Annotated in this window: 17 protein-coding genes; 4 read left to right on the top strand and 13 right to left on the bottom strand. The window is 70.1% G+C overall.

Annotated elements, in window-relative coordinates; all coding sequences use genetic code 11:
• Positions 1-114 precede the first annotated feature (114 nt).
• The gene (locus WMF17_RS35775; protein ID WP_437645510.1) at positions 115-1,104 is read right to left on the bottom strand and encodes an L-threonylcarbamoyladenylate synthase; all 990 of its coding nucleotides are present in this window, start codon (positions 1,102-1,104) and stop codon (positions 115-117) included.
• Between the two features lie 151 nt (positions 1,105-1,255).
• A complete protein-coding gene (locus WMF17_RS35770; RefSeq protein ID WP_437645508.1) occupies positions 1,256-2,299 on the bottom strand; it encodes a glucose 1-dehydrogenase in 1,044 nt (347 codons plus the stop codon).
• Positions 2,300-2,744: 445 nt separating this feature from the next.
• Here WMF17_RS35770 and WMF17_RS35765 point away from each other — a divergent pair, with 445 nt between their 5' ends.
• Both WMF17_RS35765 and WMF17_RS35760 read left to right on the top strand, forming a co-directional pair.
• Complete coding sequence (locus WMF17_RS35765; protein WP_437645506.1) at positions 2,745-3,278, top strand: hypothetical protein; 534 nt, start codon at positions 2,745-2,747, stop codon at positions 3,276-3,278.
• Positions 3,279-3,830: 552 nt separating this feature from the next.
• A complete protein-coding gene (locus WMF17_RS35760; protein WP_437645504.1) occupies positions 3,831-4,853 on the top strand; it encodes a hypothetical protein in 1,023 nt (340 codons plus the stop codon).
• 251 nt (positions 4,854-5,104) lie between these two features.
• Here the strand turns inward: WMF17_RS35760 and WMF17_RS35755 are convergent, their stop codons facing one another.
• The 5 genes from WMF17_RS35755 to WMF17_RS35735 all read right to left on the bottom strand — a co-directional run bounded on the left by WMF17_RS35755 (position 5,105) and on the right by WMF17_RS35735 (position 9,215).
• On the bottom strand, positions 5,105-5,983 hold the full coding sequence (locus WMF17_RS35755) for a hypothetical protein (protein ID WP_437597848.1): 879 nt from the start codon (positions 5,981-5,983) through the stop codon (positions 5,105-5,107).
• A gap of 15 nt (positions 5,984-5,998) precedes the next feature.
• The gene (locus WMF17_RS35750) at positions 5,999-6,229 is read right to left on the bottom strand and encodes a hypothetical protein (protein ID WP_437597847.1); all 231 of its coding nucleotides are present in this window, start codon (positions 6,227-6,229) and stop codon (positions 5,999-6,001) included.
• A gap of 684 nt (positions 6,230-6,913) precedes the next feature.
• Positions 6,914-8,488 carry a protein kinase gene (locus WMF17_RS35745; RefSeq protein ID WP_437645502.1) on the bottom strand — a complete coding sequence of 525 codons (1,575 nt, stop codon included), beginning with the start codon at positions 8,486-8,488 and terminating at the stop codon, positions 6,914-6,916.
• The gene (locus tag WMF17_RS35740; protein WP_437597845.1) at positions 8,482-8,985 is read right to left on the bottom strand and encodes a hypothetical protein; all 504 of its coding nucleotides are present in this window, start codon (positions 8,983-8,985) and stop codon (positions 8,482-8,484) included. The genes WMF17_RS35745 and WMF17_RS35740 overlap by 7 nt, the downstream gene beginning before the upstream one ends.
• Positions 8,982-9,215, bottom strand: a complete 234-nt coding sequence (locus tag WMF17_RS35735; RefSeq protein WP_437597844.1) for a hypothetical protein — start codon at positions 9,213-9,215, stop codon at positions 8,982-8,984. The genes WMF17_RS35740 and WMF17_RS35735 overlap by 4 nt, the downstream gene beginning before the upstream one ends.
• 2,266 nt (positions 9,216-11,481) lie before the next feature.
• Between WMF17_RS35735 and WMF17_RS35730 the strand changes: the two genes are divergently transcribed.
• Entirely contained in the window at positions 11,482-12,324 is an 843-nt protein-coding gene (locus tag WMF17_RS35730; protein ID WP_437645500.1) for a hypothetical protein, read from the top strand.
• A 257-nt stretch (positions 12,325-12,581) separates the two neighbouring features.
• Here the strand turns inward: WMF17_RS35730 and WMF17_RS35725 are convergent, their stop codons facing one another.
• Positions 12,582-15,422, bottom strand: coding sequence for a hypothetical protein (locus WMF17_RS35725; protein WP_437645498.1), 2,841 nt, complete (start codon positions 15,420-15,422; stop codon positions 12,582-12,584).
• A 78-nt stretch (positions 15,423-15,500) separates the two neighbouring features.
• Entirely contained in the window at positions 15,501-17,003 is a 1,503-nt protein-coding gene (dnaB, locus tag WMF17_RS35720) for a replicative DNA helicase (protein WP_437597840.1), read from the bottom strand.
• A gap of 382 nt (positions 17,004-17,385) precedes the next feature.
• Here dnaB and WMF17_RS35715 point away from each other — a divergent pair, with 382 nt between their 5' ends.
• Complete coding sequence (locus WMF17_RS35715) at positions 17,386-18,324, top strand: PfkB family carbohydrate kinase (protein ID WP_437645496.1); 939 nt, start codon at positions 17,386-17,388, stop codon at positions 18,322-18,324.
• 115 nt (positions 18,325-18,439) lie between these two features.
• On the opposite strand, the gene rplI is transcribed toward WMF17_RS35715, so the two are convergent.
• The 4 genes from rplI to pth all read right to left on the bottom strand — a co-directional run bounded on the left by rplI (position 18,440) and on the right by pth (position 20,547).
• The gene (rplI, locus tag WMF17_RS35710; RefSeq protein ID WP_437597838.1) at positions 18,440-18,892 is read right to left on the bottom strand and encodes a 50S ribosomal protein L9; all 453 of its coding nucleotides are present in this window, start codon (positions 18,890-18,892) and stop codon (positions 18,440-18,442) included.
• A 10-nt stretch (positions 18,893-18,902) separates the two neighbouring features.
• Complete coding sequence (gene rpsR / locus WMF17_RS35705; RefSeq protein WP_437480642.1) at positions 18,903-19,223, bottom strand: 30S ribosomal protein S18; 321 nt, start codon at positions 19,221-19,223, stop codon at positions 18,903-18,905.
• Between the two features lie 3 nt (positions 19,224-19,226).
• Positions 19,227-19,763 (bottom strand): 30S ribosomal protein S6, encoded by a 537-nt coding sequence (gene rpsF / locus WMF17_RS35700; protein WP_437597837.1) that lies wholly within the window; start codon positions 19,761-19,763, stop codon positions 19,227-19,229.
• A 112-nt stretch (positions 19,764-19,875) separates the two neighbouring features.
• Positions 19,876-20,547 carry an aminoacyl-tRNA hydrolase gene (gene pth / locus WMF17_RS35695; RefSeq protein WP_437645494.1) on the bottom strand — a complete coding sequence of 224 codons (672 nt, stop codon included), beginning with the start codon at positions 20,545-20,547 and terminating at the stop codon, positions 19,876-19,878.
• Between the last annotated feature and the right edge of the window lie 33 nt (positions 20,548-20,580).

The following is a 20,580-nucleotide window of genomic DNA, read 5'->3' as shown; positions in this document are numbered from 1 at the left end:
CGGGCGACCCTGATTTGCCACAAACCGCCAGCGCGGGGGATGAAAACCCACCTGGGCGCGGCCGAGGCCCTGTTCCAGCGTTGTTCAGCGTTGTTCGCCGATCGCGCGGCCGGCTCAGGGGGGCGCGGAGGCGCGCGTCAGCCGGTCCCGCACGGCGTTCCACGCCGGATCCTCGGGGACGGCGGCGATGACGATCACGTCGCAGCCGGCGTCCTCGAGCCGGTGCAGCGCGGCGTAGAGCGCCGCCGCATAGCCGGCGGGATCCGCGGGGAGGAGCTCGGCGTGCGGCCCGGTCGCGGTGCGGCGGCCGTGCTCGATGGCGCCGGCGCGCGCGCCGGCCCGCGCGGCGCGCTCGACCTCGCCGCGGACGGCCTCCGCGGGGACCAGCGCCACGTGCGCGTGCGGGGCGTAGTGGCGCGCGTGCGTCCCCGGGGACGGGGCGCGCTCGGCCGGGGCGGTGATCAGCCCCGCGGTCGTCTGGAGCGGCACGAGGGCGGCGATCGTCTCGGCGGCCACGTGCCCCGGGCGAAGCAGCCGCGCCGGCGAGGTCGTGACGTCGACGATGGTGGACTCGATGCCGACCGCGGTGGGCCCGCCGTCGAGGATGGCGTCGATGCGCCCGCCGAGGCTCTTCTCGACGTGCTCGGCGGTGGTCGGCGAGATCTCGGTGGAGCGGTTGGCGCTCGGCGCGGCGATCGGCAGCGCGACGGCCTCGAGCAGGGCGCGCGCGACAGGGTGCACCGGCACGCGGATCGCCACGGTCGGCCCGCCGGCGGCCACCTCGTCGGCGACGCGGTCGGGCCGGCGCGCGACGACGAGGGTGAGGGGACCCGGCCACATCGCCTGCGCGAGGCGCTCCGCGTCCGCCGGCCAGCCGTCGGCGAGCGCGCGGGCGGCTGCGACATCCGGGACGTGGACGATCAGCGGGTTGCCGGGCGGCCGGCCCTTCGCCTCGAAGATGCCGCGCGCCGCGCGCGCGTCGTCGGCGCGCGCGCCGAGGCCGTACACGGTCTCGGTGGGGAAGGCGACGAGCCCTCCGCGGCGGAGGATCTCGGCGGCCCGTGCGATGGATGCCGCGTCCGCGGCGAGCCGCTCGGTTCGCATGCGCCGCGGTCCATGTTGCCCGTGCGCGCGGGAGGCAAACGAAAACCGACGGGGCGGTCACGGGGCGCGGGCGGGGCCGAGGGAGCGCCCCGTTCGCGGTCTCGACCAAGCGCGCTGCGGCGCGGCGCTCTTGCCCACGGGGCCGTTCCGCTCACCCGAAGGTCACGATGGGCTTCACGTCCGCCGGCTGGCGCACGAGCGCCTCGGCCCAGCGGTCGAGCGGGACGCAGCGGGTGATGAGGCGATCGAGCCAGCCTTGATCCGCCCGGGCGAGCGACGCGGCGGCCGCCTCGTAGTGCCGCCGGTTCGCGTTGACCGTGCCGAAGACGACCGTGTTCTCGAGCACCATCTCGCGGTTCAGGCCCTGGACGTCGACCGGGAGCGTCCGTCCCCCCGACGACACGCCGGCCAGGCACACAAGGCCGACCGGCGCCACGATCTGCATCGCGTCGTAGATGAGCTTCCCGACCCCCGTGCACTCGATGACCGCGTCCACGCCCGCCCCGGCCTCCTGCACGCTGCTCGCGTGGTACGCCGCGCCGAGCTCGCGCACGAGACCGGGCTTCGGCCCCTCGGTCACCCGGTCGAGCACGCGCACCTCGAGGCCCCGCTCCACGCCGAGCAGCGCCGCGAGCAGGCCGATGGGGCCCGCCCCCGTGACAAGCACGCTCCTCGGCTTCCAGCTCGTCCGCGCGCTGATGCGCTCGATCTGGTCCCAGGCCTTGGCCACGACGCTCGCCGGCTCGAGCAGCACGCCCCGCTCCCCGAGCTTCTTGTCGATGACCACCGCGAACTCGGGCTCGATGCGGTACCGCTCCGAGGCGTAGCCGTCGATCGCCTTGATGCCGCGCTCGGTGTAGCGGCCGTTGCGGCACATGTCCCACTCGCCCTTCGCGCAGCTCGCGCACGGGACCGGGTCGGGGCGGCGCACGATTCCCACCACCCAGTCGCCCCTGTCGAGCCCGCTGTCGGGCGGCGCCTCGAGCACCTCGCCGAGCGACTCGTGCCCTATCACGAGTCGCGTCTTGCCCGGCGGCGCCCAGCCGTAACCGCCGTTCACGATCTCGACGTCCGTACCGCACACGCCGATGGCGAGCGTCTTGACCAGCACGGGCCCGTGCTCGACGGGCGGCTCGGGGATGTCTTCCAGGAGCCCGGAGCGTGGCTTGCCGGGCTCGACCGTGATGGCGCGCATCCAGCTCTCCTTTCCTTGGAGCGTCGACGGGCTCGATGACCCGCGGGACCTGAGCGATCCGGGGTCAGCTTGAACGCGGTGCCGACCAGCGCAAGGTGGCTGAACGCCTGGGGGAAGGTCCCGAGCAGCCGCCCGCTCCCGGGGTCGTGCTCCTCCGCTGCTGCAGCCACGGCGGTCGCGGAGCACGCCGGCGAGCACGGTGCCATGGTCAAGCGAAATCGTCGCGGGACAGCGGATTCTGGACGAGGACTGTTCGCCAACCACTTGGTTGACGAACGGCGCCACCGCGTAACCGCCTGCGTACCAGATGCACCCGAGACGGTCGAACTGCCCTTCTATCGACTAGCCGAAATTCCCCATTTTCCTTGACGCCCGAATCACGCCCAGAAAAACTGTTTGCGCCCCACATGGCGCGTGTCGGGGCTCGGCCGGGGGGACGGCCACCATGTCGATGCGCTCACACGGCAACGTCTGCCTGCTCTGCGCATGCGCGCTCGTCCTTGTTCCGGCGTCGGCGCAGGCACTCGAGTTCAGCGGTGGCGTGAGCGTGGGCGGGATCCAGGTCGGGACCGAACCCAAGCTGGCCGTGAGCCCCTTCGCCGGCTGGCTCTGGCGAAAAGAGAGGGACTTCCGGATCGAAGTCCACAACATGCTCAGCATCATCCCGGGGGCACGTGTAGGTGTTTATGATCGAACGGCGGTTGCCGTTGGATACGTCACGAAGACGGGCAACGTCAGCCTTGGTCCATCCCTGTCGCTCTACTCGATGCCGGTATGCGGTGCCGTGATCTGTGACCGCGTGATGGGGTTTGCTCCAGGCGGGCGCGCACAGTCCGACTGGTACTTCGCTGGGCGTCTGGGGGTATCCACGAGCCTCAACGTGGACTGGGCCGGCGGGAGCAGTCGTGTTCTTCCTGGCAGCGTGGTCGTGATGGTAACCGCTGGGCCTATCTGGAGATTCGGGGGAGAGCCGGAATGAACAAGCTGTTGGCTGTTGGATTTCTCGGTCTTGCGGGGTGCAACTTCGATGTCGGAGACTGCTACCTCCGGGCTGAGGGCGAGAGCGGCGCCGGCGGGATCATCATCACCGCGACAGGGGCGGGCGGCTACGGGTTCGGCCAGACAGGAGCCGGCGGCATCGGACCCGTACCGCTGGAGACGCAGGACATGGATCCGCCTTCTCCTCCAGTCTGCAACATCGCGAGCCAGACACCGTGTGAGGAGAAATGCGAGGCGGGCTCCGAGTCTGACAATATTCAGTGTGGAAAGATGGAGAACGAAGCGCAGCGGACAGCGTGTCGGGATAGCGCATACGCTAGATACAAGAGCTGTCGAGAGGGTTGCGAGCGGACAAGCAATAGAAGCTGCGATGAGAAGTATCAGGATTGCATGGACCGCGGTCCGTGGCGGTCTTGTGCGAGACCAGGGTCTGGAGACGCAGGCGAAACGAAGTGTCGAACCTGCTATAGACGATGCGAGTCCGGGGATCCTCCATCGTCGGATTGCAAAAAGTGTCTATTCTGAGGTTTTAATGACGATTCACGTCACTGCAAATGAGGACATTCGGAGAGCGATCCGGCGCGGGCTTGGTCTTCCTGTACGTTTCGTGAGCGATAACGTGCTGGAGGGGCCGTGTGCGTCCGATTCCGAAGTTCATTGTGAGCGGCGGTGCGATTATTGGAACCTTCGAGGGCGGGAGAGGACACGGTTTTATTCGCGGTTTCATGATGTTGTCAATGCGTTGAAATCGCGTCAGCGAATCGTCGTATGGACCTCCGGTTTGTGGAGGGACAGGCTGATGCTGTGGGCGCTCTGCGCGTGGAGGCTCCGCTATCGGCCCAAGCACCCGGATCTCGACATCGTCGTCCTGGGAGATGCGCCGGAGGACGGGTTTGGCCGTGGATTCGTCCACGTGAAGCCGGCCGACGCGCGCCGCGGTCTGGACGACGCGCGCGCTCTATCTCGGACGCGCGTCCAGCACATGGCGCGCTCTTGGCGAAAGCTATCCGGTCGGTCTCCGGTGCTGTCCACCGAGGGGGGGCGCGCAGATCGAGCACGGAAGGAGTTCGTAGAGTTGGGCACCCACCAAGCTGCATTCTTTCCTCGGGTGGACGGCAGCGCGCTCACCTTGTCTTGGGTTGACGAGCTCTTGTTCGCGTGTCTCGATAAAGACTGGTCGACGCCCGTGGACGTATTCATGCACCGTTCACCGGCTGGCGAAGAGCTGCGTCATGGTTGGGGGATGCGCATCGGCGATTGCTTTCTCGCCATGCGGCTGCGCCAGTGGGCCGAGCACCGTGGGGCCGAGGCCGCGCTGGAGAGTGTGCCCTATAGGACGGACAGAGCACCTATGCTAGAGGCTCACTATAGGTTGACGGCTGTCGGCGATGAAATAAAGCGACACGGTCTTGCTGAAATCGCTCAAGGAGCGCCGCTGCCGGTGTGGGGTGTCACAGCGTACGATCCGCTGGCTCCTTGGGTGGTGGTGGACGACGGCACAGCTCACCCGCGCGTCCAGCGACTTGAAGAACGCGCCACGCAGGACGAGGAATGACGCCCGCGGCCACACGCGCTTCCGGCTGGCCGAGCTCCGCGGGGTCGCCCCTCGGGGTGGTGTTCCGCCTCGGCGACGTGGTGCAGATGCGCGAGCGTTCGGCCCGCGTGCCCGCCTCGACGGCCGGCTCGACGCCCAGCGCCGCGCCGCCCTCGCATGGGGCGGCGCCTGCCGCTGGACGCCGTTCCGGCCGGCGAGCACGGGCACGTCGGCGATCTCCGCGCGGCCGCCGCCGTGTCCGCCTGCGGCGCCTAGCGTTCACAGCACAAGACGTGTGTGACCCCGGGCTCCAGCGAACCGCTCACGATCTCGGAGTCGGTCGACGGGGCGCACGTTCCAGGCTCGCTCTTCAAGAACACCGATCGCATCGCCGCAAGCGGCGCGCTCGTCGCCCTGGTGCAAACAGGGTTGCTGTGATTGGTGACGTACTCGGCCACGACCTCGCTGACGCAGTCTGGATCCTGGTACAGCATGACTTCCGCCGTGCAGTTTCCGCCGCTCGGCGCGCCGCAAGAGCACGGAGAGCATTGGCGGGTGTCGTTGAGCATGGGATATTCGAGCTTGCGGTCGTAGCCCTTCCAGCACTCGCCGTTTTCCTGAGGAGGGTAGCACGTCATGCTGAGCGTCGGTGCGTACGCGGGAGGATCGGACTTGCAGGCCCTGACGAACTGTAGACTGCCCATCGACGGTTTCGGTACCGGAGACACCGGAGCGCACGGCGCGAGGGTCGACGGCTCGAACGTTACTGTAGCGACGGCGTCTCCCGGGATCGGCTCTTCGGCCGCTGAACAGGAACCGTCCCATGACGCGCCGGCTTCAAGCGTGCCGACGGCGTCCTCACGAGAACAGACCGACGCGCTGGCAGTCACCTTCGACGGCAGTTCGCACTCGGCCGGCGCACATTCGCAGGGCTCACACTTGTCCTCCGCGCTGAACCCCTCTTCTTCGAAGTATCCTTCCCATAAAAGCTCCGCGCTGAACGCCTCACATCGCTTGAATTCTCCAGCGCCTTCCATGAGGATAAATATTTCCTTCGTACGATCGGGCTCCGGTAGCTCTGGGGGAAGGTCTATCGAGTAGCACCCGAGCAGTGCGAACACTGCAAGGAGGTATGATGCATTCGATCGCATCGTGGGTACCGCCCTTCAGTTGAAGTTGTTGGAGCAGCAGAAGACGCGCGGTTCTCCGCTGACGAGATCGCCGATTACCTGGGAGACGGGCGACTTCGGCGTGCACGTGCCCGGATCTTCATGGGTAAGCACAGCACGCATCGCCGCGATCGGAAGGGGATCGATGTCGGTGCACCGACTGTCGTTCTGGTCGACGCCGAACCCACCTCCGATGATCTTGGTGGTGCAGCTCGATTCGGCATACACGAGCAATTCAGCCTCGCAGCTCCCACCTTCTGGAGCCTCGCAGGAACATGGGGCGCACGTGCGCGCGTCTGCGATTCGTTCCTTGAACTCAAATCGTATGTTGAACCCTGGCGGACATAGTTCGTCATCTTCGGGAGAGATACACGCTCGCCAATCCCTCCGTGGATGGGTGGTTGACTCCATCGGACAGGCTTTTGCGAAGGTGGCGGAGATCGGCGGGGGATCGAACGACGGCGAGGCAACGCACTCGGCAGCGAGGGTCGGCGGATCGAAGGTGACCGAGGTGAACACCTCGCTTGGCACAGGAGGGGCCGCCTTGCGGCACACGCCCGCGCGATCCTCGTCCGCGTCTTGATCATCGAAGACGATCTGGGTTCCGTAGTCGCTGCAGCGCAGCGACCTGTGTGCTGTCACGCTCGACGGCAACGTGCACAGGGCTGGTCCACACGTGCACACGCCGCACTCGTCGACAGCGCCCACCTCAGCCCATCCCTCCCAGAAATCCAGCCGGTGACCCGGACATGCCGGTGCATCGGGACTCTCGCCAGTCCAGAGCCATACGGCGTTGTCGTCCGTCCGCGGGGCAGCGACACCGTAGGCATCGAGCCCGTCCCCACACGCCGTCAGCACAACGGCGACACTTACAAAGCAAGCGCTCGACCGCATGAGAACCCCTTCAGCTGCTCAGTAAAAGTCCTTCTGACAAGGGATCAGGCCGTCGCAGAGATCGAACTCCTGGGCCGGCGTCTTCATGGCCTGCCGTGCGGGAGCGGCGGGGCGGGTCGCGCGACGCCGCGGCGGGACCGGCGGCGGGGCAGCCTCGGGGAGCGGCTCAGGGCCTCGAGCGAGCGGTCGAGCGGGGTGCGGCGGAGCGGCTCGAACCGCAGCAGCCTGGACAACCGGCCCCAGGCATATCGCGGCTCGGCGGGAAGGTTCGCGCCAGAGGACCGCGGCCGCGCTGCCCGGCACGAACGCCAGCGCGAGCACCGCGCCGTACCAGCGCGCGCGGGAGCGTCGCTCCGGTGTGGTGCTTGAATCTCGAGAGGTCGAGGGCGCTGGCGCGACCAGCAGCAGCGGAGGAGGCGGAGCGATCGAAGGCGCCGGCGGGACCGGCAGCGGCGGATGGAGGTCCGGGAGCTCGGGCGCTGGAGGCGCCGGCGGTACGACCGGGGGCGCGTGGGTGACGTGGTCCCGCGTGTCCCGCGGCGGTATCGCGCTCTTGAGCGTGTCGGGCGTGCCGGGAGGGCGCGGCTCGGCGAGCGGCGGCGCGTGGGTGGCGTGGTCCTGCGCGTCCCGCGGCGGCGCGCTCCTGGCCGTGTCGGGCGCTTCGGACGGGCGCGGCGTGGGGAGCGTGCTGGTTCGGCCCACCTGTTCACCCGAGCCGAGCGGCTCCGCCTCGTTCTCCACGGAGATCGGCGCTCCCTCGTCCGGCTTGCGCCGAGCGCCGGACGGCGCGGCGAAGATGTGCGCGTGCGAAGGTTCCGGCGGCTCGCCGAGCTCTTCCCACGCGCGGGCGAAGGGCGTCAGAGCAACGAGCATCTTTCGGACGCTCGGGTGCCGTCGCTTGGGGTTCTCCTCGAGGGCTCCCTTGATCATCATCCGAAGCATCAGCGGCATCCCGACGGGGAAACTCGTGGGCTCGGTCCACGTCGACAGGGGGCGTTGGCACAAGAGCTCGTACATGACGGTGCCGAAGCCGTAGACCTCCGCGCGAAGTCCGATGCGTCCACCGGAGAAGCGCTCCGGCGGTGCGTACCCGTACGGATCGCGCAGAGCATCGTCTGGGCCGAGCTGAAAGAGCCGCACAAAGCCGAAGTGCGTTATCGCGTACCGGCCTTCGCCCACGACGAAGACACGGTCCGGACTGAGGGCGCCATGGATCATGGAGCGCTCATGAGCGCGCTCGAGACAGCGGCCGATGGCGATCAGCTTTTGGAGCGCGGCCGGCCCGAGGTCCTGCCCGCGCATGGCGTCGAGGAGCGGGACCGCGTCGCGGAGCACGGGGGTCGCTGCCCACGCCACGGAGCCGCGCACCCCCCCGTAGAGCACGCGGACGATCTCGGGGACCTCGTCGGAGAGGCGCTGTAGGCGCGCCAGTTCCTCGGCGAAGGCGCTCTCCTCGAGGCCCGCGCCCTCGTGGACGTGCAACCAGACGAGGTCTCCCTTGTCGCCGACCTGCCGCGCGAGGAAGTGACGGACCAGGCCGCGTTCCTCGTTGAGCAGCTCGTGGCCTTCCCAGATTTCACCCGCCGCTACCATACGAGCTGGACCTCCGCGCCGGCGCCTCGCGGGCGGATCTCGGCCTTCCGCGGCCAGACGACGTAGACGATCGTCGCGGCGCCGAGCGCTGCGCCGGCGACGATCGCAGCCGAGCCCAAGCCAGGGAACAGGCTTGCTCGTGTGTCGGCCGCGTCCGCTTCGTCGTAGACTTGGCGATACTCCGGGCTGCTGTGGAGCATCGAGCCGTCGTTCAGGCGGGCCACCTTGGCGATTGTTTCGCGCTCAGCGGCGTCGCCGGCCAGGTGAAGGCCGACACCGGCGCCGAGCAGGGCCGCCGAGGCAGCCGCGCCGGTGCCGATGATCCACGGGTTGCGCGTCCGCGCCGGGGCAGCCTTCGGGGTCCTGAAGGTGAGCGACACGTGCTGCGACTCGCCGGCCGCCACCTTCACGAGCTCACGGGCTACCTGCCCCTGCTTTCCCGTCGCCGTGACCTCGTGCTGTCCGGGCGCGAGGAAGACGGGGCCGCCCGCGCTCACCTCGCGACCATCGGCGAGGGCTCGAGCTCGTTGACCTGCGCCCAGTACGCGCGAGCGCGATCGAGATCGAGCCGCTTGGCGGCCTTCTCCGCCTCGTCGATGAGCTCCTGGACCTCGCGGGACCGCGGGGGCGGGTCCGCGGCCGCGGCTTGTAGGGGGAACGTGGAGGCAAGGACGGCTGCCAGGGCGGCCGCCTGCCGTGGATGGCCTGCTGGAACAGAAGCACGCACGGTTCGCCTCGGCGCACTCGAGGGGGACCACAACGCCGCGCTGGCCCAATCCAGTGCGGCGTTGCTTTTCATACCACCGTGACGGTGCAGCCGGGCGCGCAGAAGCGCCGCGCGTTCCGCGCGATGTCGACGCGAAGCATTGCGCACAAGCGACGAAAATTCTCTCGGCGGGCCGCAAAAAGCATCGCAACGGGAAATGCCTCGCGTCTCGGTCGTGACCGCGCGTGAGGTTCGGCGTCGAGGTCCTCGAGCACGAGCCCGGTCGGTCGATGGTGACCTCATTCCCCTGGCCGCGCTCGCGAGCCGTGCGGGTGACGCGGAGCATGGGCGCGAGCTCGGCACGGCCCCCTCCGCCGCTGAAGCCGCGGCGATCGCGGAGTACGCCGGCGAGCCGGTGCCGTCGTGCCATGGTCAAGCGAAATCGTCGTGGGGCAGCGGATTCTGGGCGAGGACTGTTCGCCAACCACATGGTTGACGAACCGCTAGGCGGAGGGGCGTTTCAGCAGCAACGGACGCGCTGGCGAAGGACCTTGCATCGTCACAGGCGCTATCCGATACGCCCTATTCCAGCGTGTCGCCTGACGATGGGGTGTCAAATCGGCTCAGGTAAGGTGTGCCTCGTGCATCAGATTGGCATACCCATACGTGGTCAGGATCGTACGCGGTAGCACCTCCGATAGATACAGGCGGGGCCGCTTGCACACTCGGCAGCGCGTCGAGGAACTCCTCGCTCCCCGCATGCCATCGAAAGGACCACCTCGTCATCTCGGAAGGTCTCGGGTGATTCGCGTTCCGGCGTTCGATGATACGGCCTCGCGTGTGGTGATACCAATCATTGAGCCGTTTGGCCACGTACAGATCCCCTGTGTGTGAAAACCATGCAGCGAGCTCAGATTCGGCGTTGATCGCGTTGACGAACACTTTAACTGGCGAGAGCCACTCTTGCGATAGCTGTCGTAGGAGACGCTCGTCAAAGCGTGATAGTAAGAGCTTGTGGCCTACCCGTCTGGGAAAGAGTCCGGCATGATAGCGCCCAAGGTTGGCCAGCTGCGGGTGGAACATGCTCCCAGATGCACAGAACCTGGAAAAGGCAACGGGCGAGCGGCGGCACCACAATTTCCAGAGCGTAGCCGCGAGAGCTGTCTCGAGCTTCGACCATTGGACCACAGGGGGCTTGCGTAGCAGAGCATCCGCGACATCGAGGGCGATGGCCCTGCCTGGGCCGGGCCCTTGCGGAGATGCTCCGGCGGCGTCTGGGCTGAGATCAACGACGAACAACGCGCGCCCTCGCTCGACTACGGAAGCACAGATCCGACAGAGGCTCATCAGGCCGTCTGGTGTCGGCGGAAGCGCCACGCAGACCGGCGGCCCATCAGAACGCGCAAGCTCTTCATTTAGATCGGTAGACGGCTCTCCACCAAAGTATCTGATGCGCGCAGCGCGATGACGTTTCGGGTCGATTCTTGATGGCCCCAGCAGGAGACTGTCATCGTCGACCACGACCGGGGATGCAACCTTGGCTAGAGCCGCTCCGGCAACCCCGCCCATGGCAACGTAGACTGCGCCCTGGTTCAGCTCATTCATCATCTGAATCCGCACGATCTGCATTTGCACGCTGGTGGGTAAGGTGCGCCCGATTGGCAGGCTTCAAGGCAGCTTTTGCACGATGTATGGCGCCATTTGTCGCAGCCTGGATATCCCGTGATGCACTTGCCGCCGATGTCCTGGCAATCGACGAACATGTCTGTGCATCTCTTGTCGGGCGTGCACCCTGCCATCTGCTCAGTGGCGCCGCTCCCCACGTCGTCACCGTTTTCGAACCGGTCCCCCGTAGCTGCTGACCCCGGTGGGTATGGGGCTGCGGCCCCTGTGCCTTCCGTCCCCCTGAGATAGCACTCACCCAGGAGGCCGCCGAGGGGTCTCGACCTTTCCGGCCGCTCGTTCGGATGCCCCCCGCGTGGTCTCGACCCATCGCGAGGCTCGTCTTGAGCCGATGGCCTGGTCGGGACCACGCCGTTTGTATGAAAAAATTCATTTCTTTTGATCGGGACCTGTTCCCGGGCCGAAAAGATCCTCCGCGGTCGATCGCGACCTGTCCGCGGCCTCGCAACGAGCGCCGGCGCTGGTCGTGACCTCCGTGGCACCTCCTTTTCAGGCGGCCGGGTTGGTCTCGCGCCGTCGCAAACCTGCGGTCCTCTTGACGGGCTCTGCCGCTCCGCCGTCTCCTGACCGGACACGCTGTACCCCGGACGAGGAGGTCTATGCGATGTTGAAGCACCTGATGATCGAAGAGATGGTCGCGCTCTTGGCCCCGTGGGTCGAGAGCGCGCAACGGAAGCGGCTGTTCCTCTCGATACCCGAGATCGCCGGCCTGCACCCGAAGGTGATCTCGGCCCACAAGGCCGTGCTCGCGGTGCGCCCGAGCAAGGCCGGGCCATCGGCCAGGATGAGCGCCTTGAACGAGGAGGTCGCGCGGGTCGACGAGCGGCACGATCACCTCGCCAGGGCCGTGTGCTGGGGCATCGACGCGCACCGCGAGCATTGCCTCGGAGAGGACCCTCCGGAGAGAGGGCGCGCCGCGACCTGCGACCAGGTGCAGCCGAGGCTGTTTCCGAACGGGCTCACCATCATCAAGGCCTCGCCGACCGCCGAGGCGGGTAACACCGCGCGTGTCGCCCGGCTCCTCGATGAGGAGCCGTCGATCGGCGAGTTCCTGAAGGGGATCCCGGCGGCCGGGAAGACAACGCTGCTCCACACGACGCAGCGGTGGATCAAGACGGGCAAGGAGCTCGAGGCGATCGAGCACCAGCGGGACGAGCTCGCCGCGAAGGAGAAGACGGCGCCGGTGACCAGGGCGACGATCGCGGCGGCGCGCAGCCAGTGGTTCCGGGTCGTCTCCGCGGTGCTCTCCAACCTGGAGCTCTCCGATGCGCCGGCCGAGGCGATCGAGACGATCCGAGGGCCCGTGCTGAAGGCCTCGGAGCGGGCCGGCAAGCGGTATGGCGGGGCGACCGCGGGCGAGGGGTCGAGCGTGGAGGAGCCGAGGGAGCCGGCGGTGGGTGAAGACGAAGAGGAGGCGAGCGCGGGGGACGGCGATCTCGTGGCCTGAGCCGGGCCCGAAAGCGCCGAGAGCGACGCGCGTTCAGGCCCTGGCTCTACTGCGGGAAGTCGGGTCGGGAGACGAACCGCCATGACGCCAAGGGCGCCAAGAAACCAGGGAAATAGGAGGGGAAAATGCGGGGACGGCGCTTCCTCTCTCCTCTTGGCGGCCCTGGCGCCTTGGCGGTTTGTCTGTTGATCCGGGGTAACCTCCCGCAGTCGTGCCAGCTCGCGCTCTCATCGAGCGAGCCACGGAGTTCGCCGCGCTCACGGCTCCACCGCGCGGCCGAGGGAGCGGCCGTCGCCGTCGGCGTCGATCCAGAGCGGCGCCGTCATCGCGAACGGCAGGATCTCGCCCGGATCCCCGGTGAGCACCGGCTCGAGCGGCCGCCGCCCCCGGACGATCGCGACGACGAAGGTGTCCTCGGTGACCGAGATCGCGCCGCGCCCGCTCTGCCCGGGCCGCTGGTCGCCGGGCGCACCGCCGTCGCGGGCGCCCGGCCGCGGCGGTCGCCGCCCGCCGCCGGCTCCGAGGACGACGGGGATCGCGATCTCGTCGAGGAGCGCGCCCGCGGGCGTCGTGCGCGCGCCTTCCAGGGGGATCGGCGCGCCGCTCGCGACGCCGCCGACGAGCACGTGGAGCTCGCGCGCGTCGACCCAGGGGGCCCGCTCGACGCGGATCGAGAGCGACAGCGGCCCGCCCCGGGTCCCGCGCCGTGCCGACGCGACGCCGCCCTGGCGCGTGTCGCCGAGGCGCATCGTCACGAACGGACCGTTCGTGATCACGACGTCGCGCCGGCGCCGCAGGCCCGCGACGAGGTCGGCCACGTCGAGCCGGCCCGGATCATCGTCGGCCACGGCGATGTACGTGCGCGGGTAACCCGCCTCCGCGCCGTGCAGCCCGTGCGTGTCGCTCGTCGCCGTCGGCGTGACCGGGCGGGACGCGCGGAGCAGCGCCCAGAGCTCCTCGAGCGCGCGGTCCCGCGCGGCAACCTCGCGCCCGGTCCAGACCTCGACGGCATCGGCGCCGGCGCCGTCCCCGACGATCTGCGCGAGCAGGCTCGGGCCCGGGTCCGGCGCGTCCTGCGGCGCCCCGGCCGCGTGCAGCGGTGAGCCGCCGCCGTGCAGCGATGAGCCACCGCCGTGTTGCCGGCTCACCTGGACGACGCGCTCGCCGGGCAGCGCGCGCACCTCGCGGAGGATCTCCCCCGCGGTCTCGTCGACCCACCGCAGCGCGCCCTCGCGGGGCGCCGCCGCCTCCGCGCCGAGCGGGAACACGCTGAGGCTCCCGATCCCGGCGCCGCTCCGGCCGCTCGTGAGCTCCACGCCCGGGAGCATGCGCAGCTGCGACTCGATCCCCAGGAGGGCGATGTCCCGCCGGAGATCGGAGGCGAAGGCGAGGTTGTGCTCGCTCGTCACAGCGCACTCCACGCCTTCCGCCAGGTTCGACACGATCCGCGCGGTCATGTCGACGCCCGCGTCGGCGCTCTGCGCGGTGTGCTGCCGGAGGTCGCAGGCGATGTAGCCCGACGTGTCGACCACCCGCTCCAGCGTGAGATCGAGCCGCGACCTGCCGCCGTCCGCGATGTCGACCATCGCCTCGGCGAGCGCGTACTCGGGCCCGCGCGAGGCGACGACCCGGAACCGCCCGGGGGGCAGGGGGATCTGGAGCTCGCCCGTGAACGTGAGCCGGGGCAGCGATACGGCCTTGCCGGTCGTGGCGTCGAAGAGGCTGACCTTCGCCGGCGTGAGCGGACCGAGGAGCTCCGGGTCCTCGGCCGGCTCCGGGGCGCCGCGCTCTTGCAGCTGGAGGTCGAGCCGGCCGGCGCCGGAGAGCGCGAGCCGCGCGGGAGCGATCTCGCCGGCGCGGATCCGGATCCGCGCGCTCCCCAGCGCGCGGCGGCCGCTCCCTTCGAAGCCGACGAGGTAGAGGCCGGGCGGGGCCTCGGCGGCGAGCGGCGCGTCCTCGCCGGTCCGCAACCACAGATCGAGCGCGCCGGCGGCCGGCGCGGCGCCGCCCTCGGCGATCGGGGTCAGCGTCGCCCTGCCGGCGAGCGGCGGGAGCGGCGCGCCGCGGGCGTCCACGAGCGCGAGCGCCACCCCGCCGGGCGCGCCGCCGCCGAGGAAGAAGACCTCCGTCGCGACGGCGAGCGAGTCGCCGCGGGGCGCGATCGCGAGGACCCGCTGGTAGGCAGCGCGCCCGCCGGGCGGCAGCGCGGCCTGCCGGGCGAACGTCGCGTCGCTGAAGCCGGCGCCGCTCCGCGCGCGGATCGTCGCGCCGTCCGCCGGGACGAGCGCGTACGCGACGCCCGCCCCGACGCCGGCCAGGTACGGCGCCTCGTGATCGCCGCGGTGCCCCGGCGCCACGCCGGGCGCGACGTGCTCCGCCGACCCCCAGTGGACGACGTCGCCGAGGTCGAGCGCCTCGACCGGGCGATCGCCGTCGTTCCGGAGCGACGTCGCGATCACGACCGCCCGATCGCGCGGCCCGAGCGTGTAGCGGGTCGTGACGGAGAGCGCGCCGCCGGCGAGCTCGCGCCCGCGCACCTCGCCGCGCGCCTCGATCCAGGCGGCGCCGTCCTCGCCGGCGCCCGTCGCGATGTCGCGGTAGAGCACCTGCCGCGGCGGCGCGCCGATCCGCGGGACGATCTGCCCGAGCTCGTCGCGCCGCGCCCGCGCGTCCGCCGCGTCGATGAGGTGGCCGCCGCTCTCGGCGAGGCCGGCCCCCGGGCCCAGCTGATCGACGACCACGGCGATCTCGTCGTTCTCGAGCACGTAGTCGCCGCGCCGCCCCGCCGCGAGCGGCCCCGAGAGCGCGTCCGCGGGCCCCGTGATCCGCCGGACGCGCGCCGGCCGCGCCGCGCCTTCGGCCCTCGGGCAGAGCTCGCCCTGCTCCCCGCCGCCGTACCCCCACCGGCAGAGCATGCCGAGGCGCCCGGCCGCGCCGGAGGACACGACGACGCTGCCGCCCTGCACGGGCGGCGCGCAGGTCGCGCAGGCCAACGCGAGGGCGGCCAGGCCCGCAGGGTTCAGGGAGCGGCGCGCCGTGCGCCAGGCGCGCGGGGGGAAAGCGGGGGAGCGGAGGGACCTCTCGGGCGAGCGGATCATCGGTGCTGTTCCGATGCACGGCCGCGGCGCGGCTTGGGTCAGGACCGCTCGGTGGCGGTCACGCCGCCGGCGGCTCGTCTACTCGTCGTCCGCCATCTCCGGGTAGTCGCCGGGCGCGAGGTTGTCGAACCGGGTGCACGACGCGGTGAACCGCGTCATCACCTTGCCCGTCGGCCCGTTGCGCTGCTTCGCGACGATGAGCTCCGCGATGCCTTTGTGGTTGGTCGTCTCCGGGTTGTAGTACTCGTCGCGGTAGATGAAGATGATGTTGTCGGCGTCCTGCTCGATCGCGCCGGACTCGCGGAGGTCCGAGAGCTGAGGGCGCTTGTCCTTGGTGGTCCGGGTCTCGACCGCGCGGTTCAGCTGGGAGAGCGCGATGACCGCCACCTTGAGCTCCTTCGCGAGCTGCTTGAGCCCGCGGGAGATCTCGCTGATCTCCTGCTCGCGGCTGTTCACGCCGTCCCGCCCCTTCATGAGCTGCAGGTAGTCGATGACGACGAGCCCGATGCGCCGCCCCGAGCTGCCGTCGCTGGGCCCCCGGTCGTACTCGGCCTGGATGCGCCGCACCTTGGCGCGCAGCTCGAGGAGGGTGATCGCCGGCGTGTCGTCGACCCAGACGGGCAGGGTCGAGAGGAAGGACGCGGCCTCGGTCAGGCGGCGCCAGTCGTCGGGCTGCAGGAAGCCCTGGCGGAGCTTGCCGAGGTCGACGCGGCCCTCGCAGCAGACCATACGTGTCGCGAGCTGCTCGCGCGGCATCTCGAGCGAGAAGACGGCCGCGCCGAAGCCGGGCTCGTGCCGCTCGATGCCGTGCCCCGCCTGGTCGGGGCCGGGGGAGCTCACCGTGCGCGGCGACGCCACGTTCACGGCGAGGTTGAGGACGAACGACGTCTTGCCCATGCCGGGGCGCGCGGCGATGATCGTGAGGTCGCCGTCGTGCAGGCCGGCCGTCTTGGCGTCGAGCTTCTCGTACCCGGTCGAGATGCCCGTGATGCGGTCGCCGCGCTCCGCGGCCGCGGTGATCTGCTCGAACGCGGCCTTGAGCACCTGCGCGAGCGGCTGCGTCGCCGTCCCCTGGGGCGTGCGCGCGAGCTGGTAGACCGACTGCTCCGCGCCGTCGATGAACTCCTGCACCACGCCGACGTCGCCGTACCCCTCGGCCGCGACGCGCTGGCACGTGGCGATGAGCTGGCGCACGCGCCACTTCTCGTAGACGACGCGCGCGTGCGCGCCGACGTGCGCGACCGCCGGCGTCGCGTCCGCGAGCTGGGCGAGGTACGCCGCGCCGCCCACCTGGGCAAGGCGCTCCCGATCGCGCAGCCAGGAGGCCACCGAGACGATGTCGAGGGGCGTGCCGGCGGACGCGAGCTCCTGCGCGGCCTCGTAGACGCGGCTGTTCGCCTCGCTGTAGAAATGCTCCGCCTTCAGGATCTCGAGCACCCGATCGAGCGCGTCGCGGTGCAGCAGGATGGCCGAGAGCACCGCCGCCTCGGCGTCGAGGTCGTGCGGCGGCACGCGTCCGGCGACGATGGGAGGCTCGACCCTCTGAGGCCGCTGGCCCCGGCGATCCATCATTCTCATCATCCGTGCATCTCCTCCCCACCGATTACCCCCATCCCGCCCCGAGCTTTTCCACAGGCGTCGAAATGGGCGACGCCCCGAAGGCGCAACGGTCCTTCGGGGCGTCGGGTGCAGGGTCGATTTCCGTCTATCAGAACATGGGCAGCCCTGAGAAGGGTTTCTGTTTGCATTGCAGTGAGCGTTCGTGCGGTGGGCATCCCAATGCAGGTTCCACGTTCGAGGGGCGCCGCTCCGATCGCGGGGGAGCGACGCGCCGAGGCGTTGCCGAGAGCGGCAAGGTATGGAAATCGAGTAACCCCGGTCTCATCGGCATTTCCTTTCCCGCTTGACTCAGCTGCGATGACGCTTCGCGCCCGGGCATGCGCCGTCGCGGGGAGCCGCCATTGTGGATCACAAAACGCGTCAAACAAGGATTGAACCCACCGAAGTGGTCTGCGTGGGTGAAGCGCTGTGGGACCTCTACGCGCCGGAGGGCGTTCCGCTGGAGCGGGCAAAATTGCTGCGCCGCGTGGCGGGGGGCGGCGCGGTGAACACCGCGACGGCGCTCGCCCGGCTCGGCGTGCCTTCGGGGCTGTGCGCCGCGCTGGGCGACGACGCCCTGGGGCGCGGGCTGAGGGATGAGGTCGCTGCGGCCGGCGTCGATGTGGGCCGGCTCGCGCTGGGCGCGGCGCGCACCGGGCTGATGTTCGTGGCGATCACGCGCGGCGAGGCGCGCTTCGCCGGCTACCGGCAGGGCGAGCTCGAGGCGCGCGCGCTCGCCGCGGCGCTGCCGGCGCGATGGCAGACCCGGGTCGTGCATTTCACCGGGATCGCGCCGGTGCGCGGGGCGATCGGCGCGCTCGCGCGGGCAGCGGCGGGCGCTCGCCGCGAAGGGTGCGCCGTCTCGGTCGACATCAACGCGCGCCCGCGGATGTGGCCGCGCGCCGGGCGCGCCGCGCCGCATCCGGGGGCGGACGCCGGCGTGCGGGGCTGCTTCCGGCTGTTCGCGCAGGCGGACGTCGTGAAGTGCAGCACCGGCGACCTCGACGTGCTGGGGATGACGGCGCGCGCGCTCCGCGACCGGCTCCGGCCCGAGGCGACGCTGGTCGTCACGGACGGCGCGCGGGCGACGCTCGTGCTCGGCCCGGAGGGCGAGCGCGCGATCGCGCCGCGCCCGGTCCGGCCGATCGATCCGACGGGCGCGGGGGATGCGTTCTGCGCCGGGATGCTGGCGAGCCTCGTGTGGGAGGAGCAAACGCGGTGGGCAGACCCGGCGCTTCTGCTGCGCGCGGTGGCGCGGGGGCACGACGTCGCGCGGGCGTGGGTGAGGCGGAAGCGCGGGTGAGGCGGGCGTGGGCGGCGGGAGCGCGGGCGAGCCGCGCTTTGCGGACGAGGTGGAAGCGCGGGCGAGCCGCGCTTTGCGGACGAGGTGGAAGCGCGGGCGAGCCGCGCTTCCGGCGCTACTTGGCGGCGACCGTGACCTCGACCGACGCCGTGATGGACGGGGCAAGGCGGATCACGACGGCGTGCGCCCCGAGCGTCTTGATCGTGTCGGTCTCGATGCGACGCCGGTCGACGCTGAAGCCCTGCGCGGCGAGCGCCTCTTCGATGTCGCGCGCCGTGACCGAGCCGTACAGCTTGTTGCCCTCGCCGACCGGGCGGCTGATGGTGAGCTTCACCTGGCTGAGCTTGCCCGCGAGCTGCTCCCCCTCGGCGCGCGTCTTGGCGGCCCGCGACTCGGCGACCCGCTTCTCGTGCTCGATCCGGGACACGTTCTCGGCGGTGGCGCCGATCGCGAGGCCGCGCGGGATGAGGTAGTTGCGCGCAAAGCCGGGGCGAACCTTCACGAGCTCGCCGCTCTTGCCGACGTTGTGGAGGTCCTCCGTGAGGACCACATGGATGTGGATTGCCATGATCGACCTCCTACGCCGTCACGGTGAACGGCAAGAGCGCGATGTTGCGCGCGCGCTTGATCGAGAGGGTCACCTTGCGCTGGTGGCGCGCGCAATTGCCGCTGATGCGGCGCGGGACGACCTTGCCGCGCTCGGAGATGAAATACTTGAGCGCCTGCGGGTCCTTGTAGTCGATGATCAACGCCTTGTCCGCGCAGTAGCGGCAGACGCGCTTCCGGCCCGTGCGGCGGCGCCCCGGGGCGTCCGCGTTCAGGTCGGGCGTGCGACCGAAGTCGCGATCGTCGTAGTCTCCGCCGCCGTTGCGGCCCATGTCACTGTTGCGGCCGTTCATTGCTCAGCTCTCCTCCTCGTCGGCGGCGCCTTCCGTCTCGGTCTCTTCAGCCTCGTCGACGTCCGGCGGGGCCGCCTCGGAGCTCCGGTCGATGCGGCGCTCCGGCTCGATCAGGCCGAGCTGACGCTCGCGCGAATCGTCGCGGTCGTCCTCGAGCGGCGTGAGCTCGAGGCGCTCGAACTTCACGTCCTCGTCGGCGATCGTGACGTCCTGGGCCTCGACGTCGTTGCGCACGAGCACCGTCTGGTACTTCAGCACGCCGTCGAAGAGGCGCAGGTTGCGCTCGATCTCGGAGACGACCTTCCCGCCCCCGAGGTACTTCAGGTACACGTACACGCCGCGGCGGTGCTTGGCGATGTCGTACGCGAGGCGGCGGCGTCCCCACGTCTCGACCTTGGTCAGCCGGCCGGACTCGCGTCCGACGACCTCGGCGAGGCGCGACCCGATCTTCTCGGCGCCGTCGGCGTCGATGTCGGGTCGCAGGATGTAGATGGTCTCGTACTCTCTGGCGCGCCCGGGCGCCGTTACCTGTCGGCTCATTCTTCGGTCTTCCCTCTCGGCCTGTGGCCCCGGGGCGACGCCCCGGAGCGAGGAAAGGAGCAGCTTGTCGAGCGACGCACCGGCGAGCTCGGCAAGCTGTCTCCGTCGAGGATCAGGGCTTCTGCGTCGGGGGGAGGGGATCCCTCTCTCCCTTTGCGGCAGGGGCTGGATCTGTCGACCCGTCCCCTTCGCCCTTCTGCCTCTTGCCCGGCTTGGGCCGGGTATTTCGAACGTTCATCGCGGCGTCGAAGCCGCGGGCGGCGACTTCTAGCACACTTTGGACGGCTTGCTTCAAGCCGTCGGGCAGGCCCGCGCGCTCGACGGCGTCGAACCCCGACAGCACGTAGTCCGCGACCTCGCCCCGGTAGTCCGCCGGCGGCCGCCCGATGCCGAGGCGGACGCGCCCGAAGTTGCCGGTGCCGCAGTGCGAGATGATCGAGCGCAACCCGTTGTGTCCCGCGTGCCCGCCGCCGACCTTCAGGCGAACCGCGCCGAAGGGCAGATCGAGCTCGTCGTGGAGCACGATCAGCGAGGACGGCTCGACCTTGAAGAAGGCCATCGCCGGCTGCACGCTGCGCCCCGACTCGTTCATGAAGGTCATCGGCTTGAGCAGGATCGCCGGCTGCCCGGCGATCTCCGCCTTCGCGTGCACGCCCGAGAACTTCTCGCGGAACGGATCGGCCCGGACCTCGTCGGCCAGCGCGTCGATGGCCATGAAGCCGACGTTGTGCCGGTGAGCGGCGTATTCCTTGCCCGGATTTCCCAGGCCGACCACGAGCAGCATGACGAGCGGGTTCTGCTGAGTCCCTGGAATCGG

It is taken from the genome of Sorangium sp. So ce362 (assembly GCF_051519845.1).
Classification (GTDB): Bacteria; Myxococcota_A; Polyangia; order Polyangiales; family Polyangiaceae; genus Sorangium.
The sequence above is the reverse complement of the archived record's forward strand: the minus strand, read 5'-3'. Positions and strand labels throughout refer to the sequence as shown.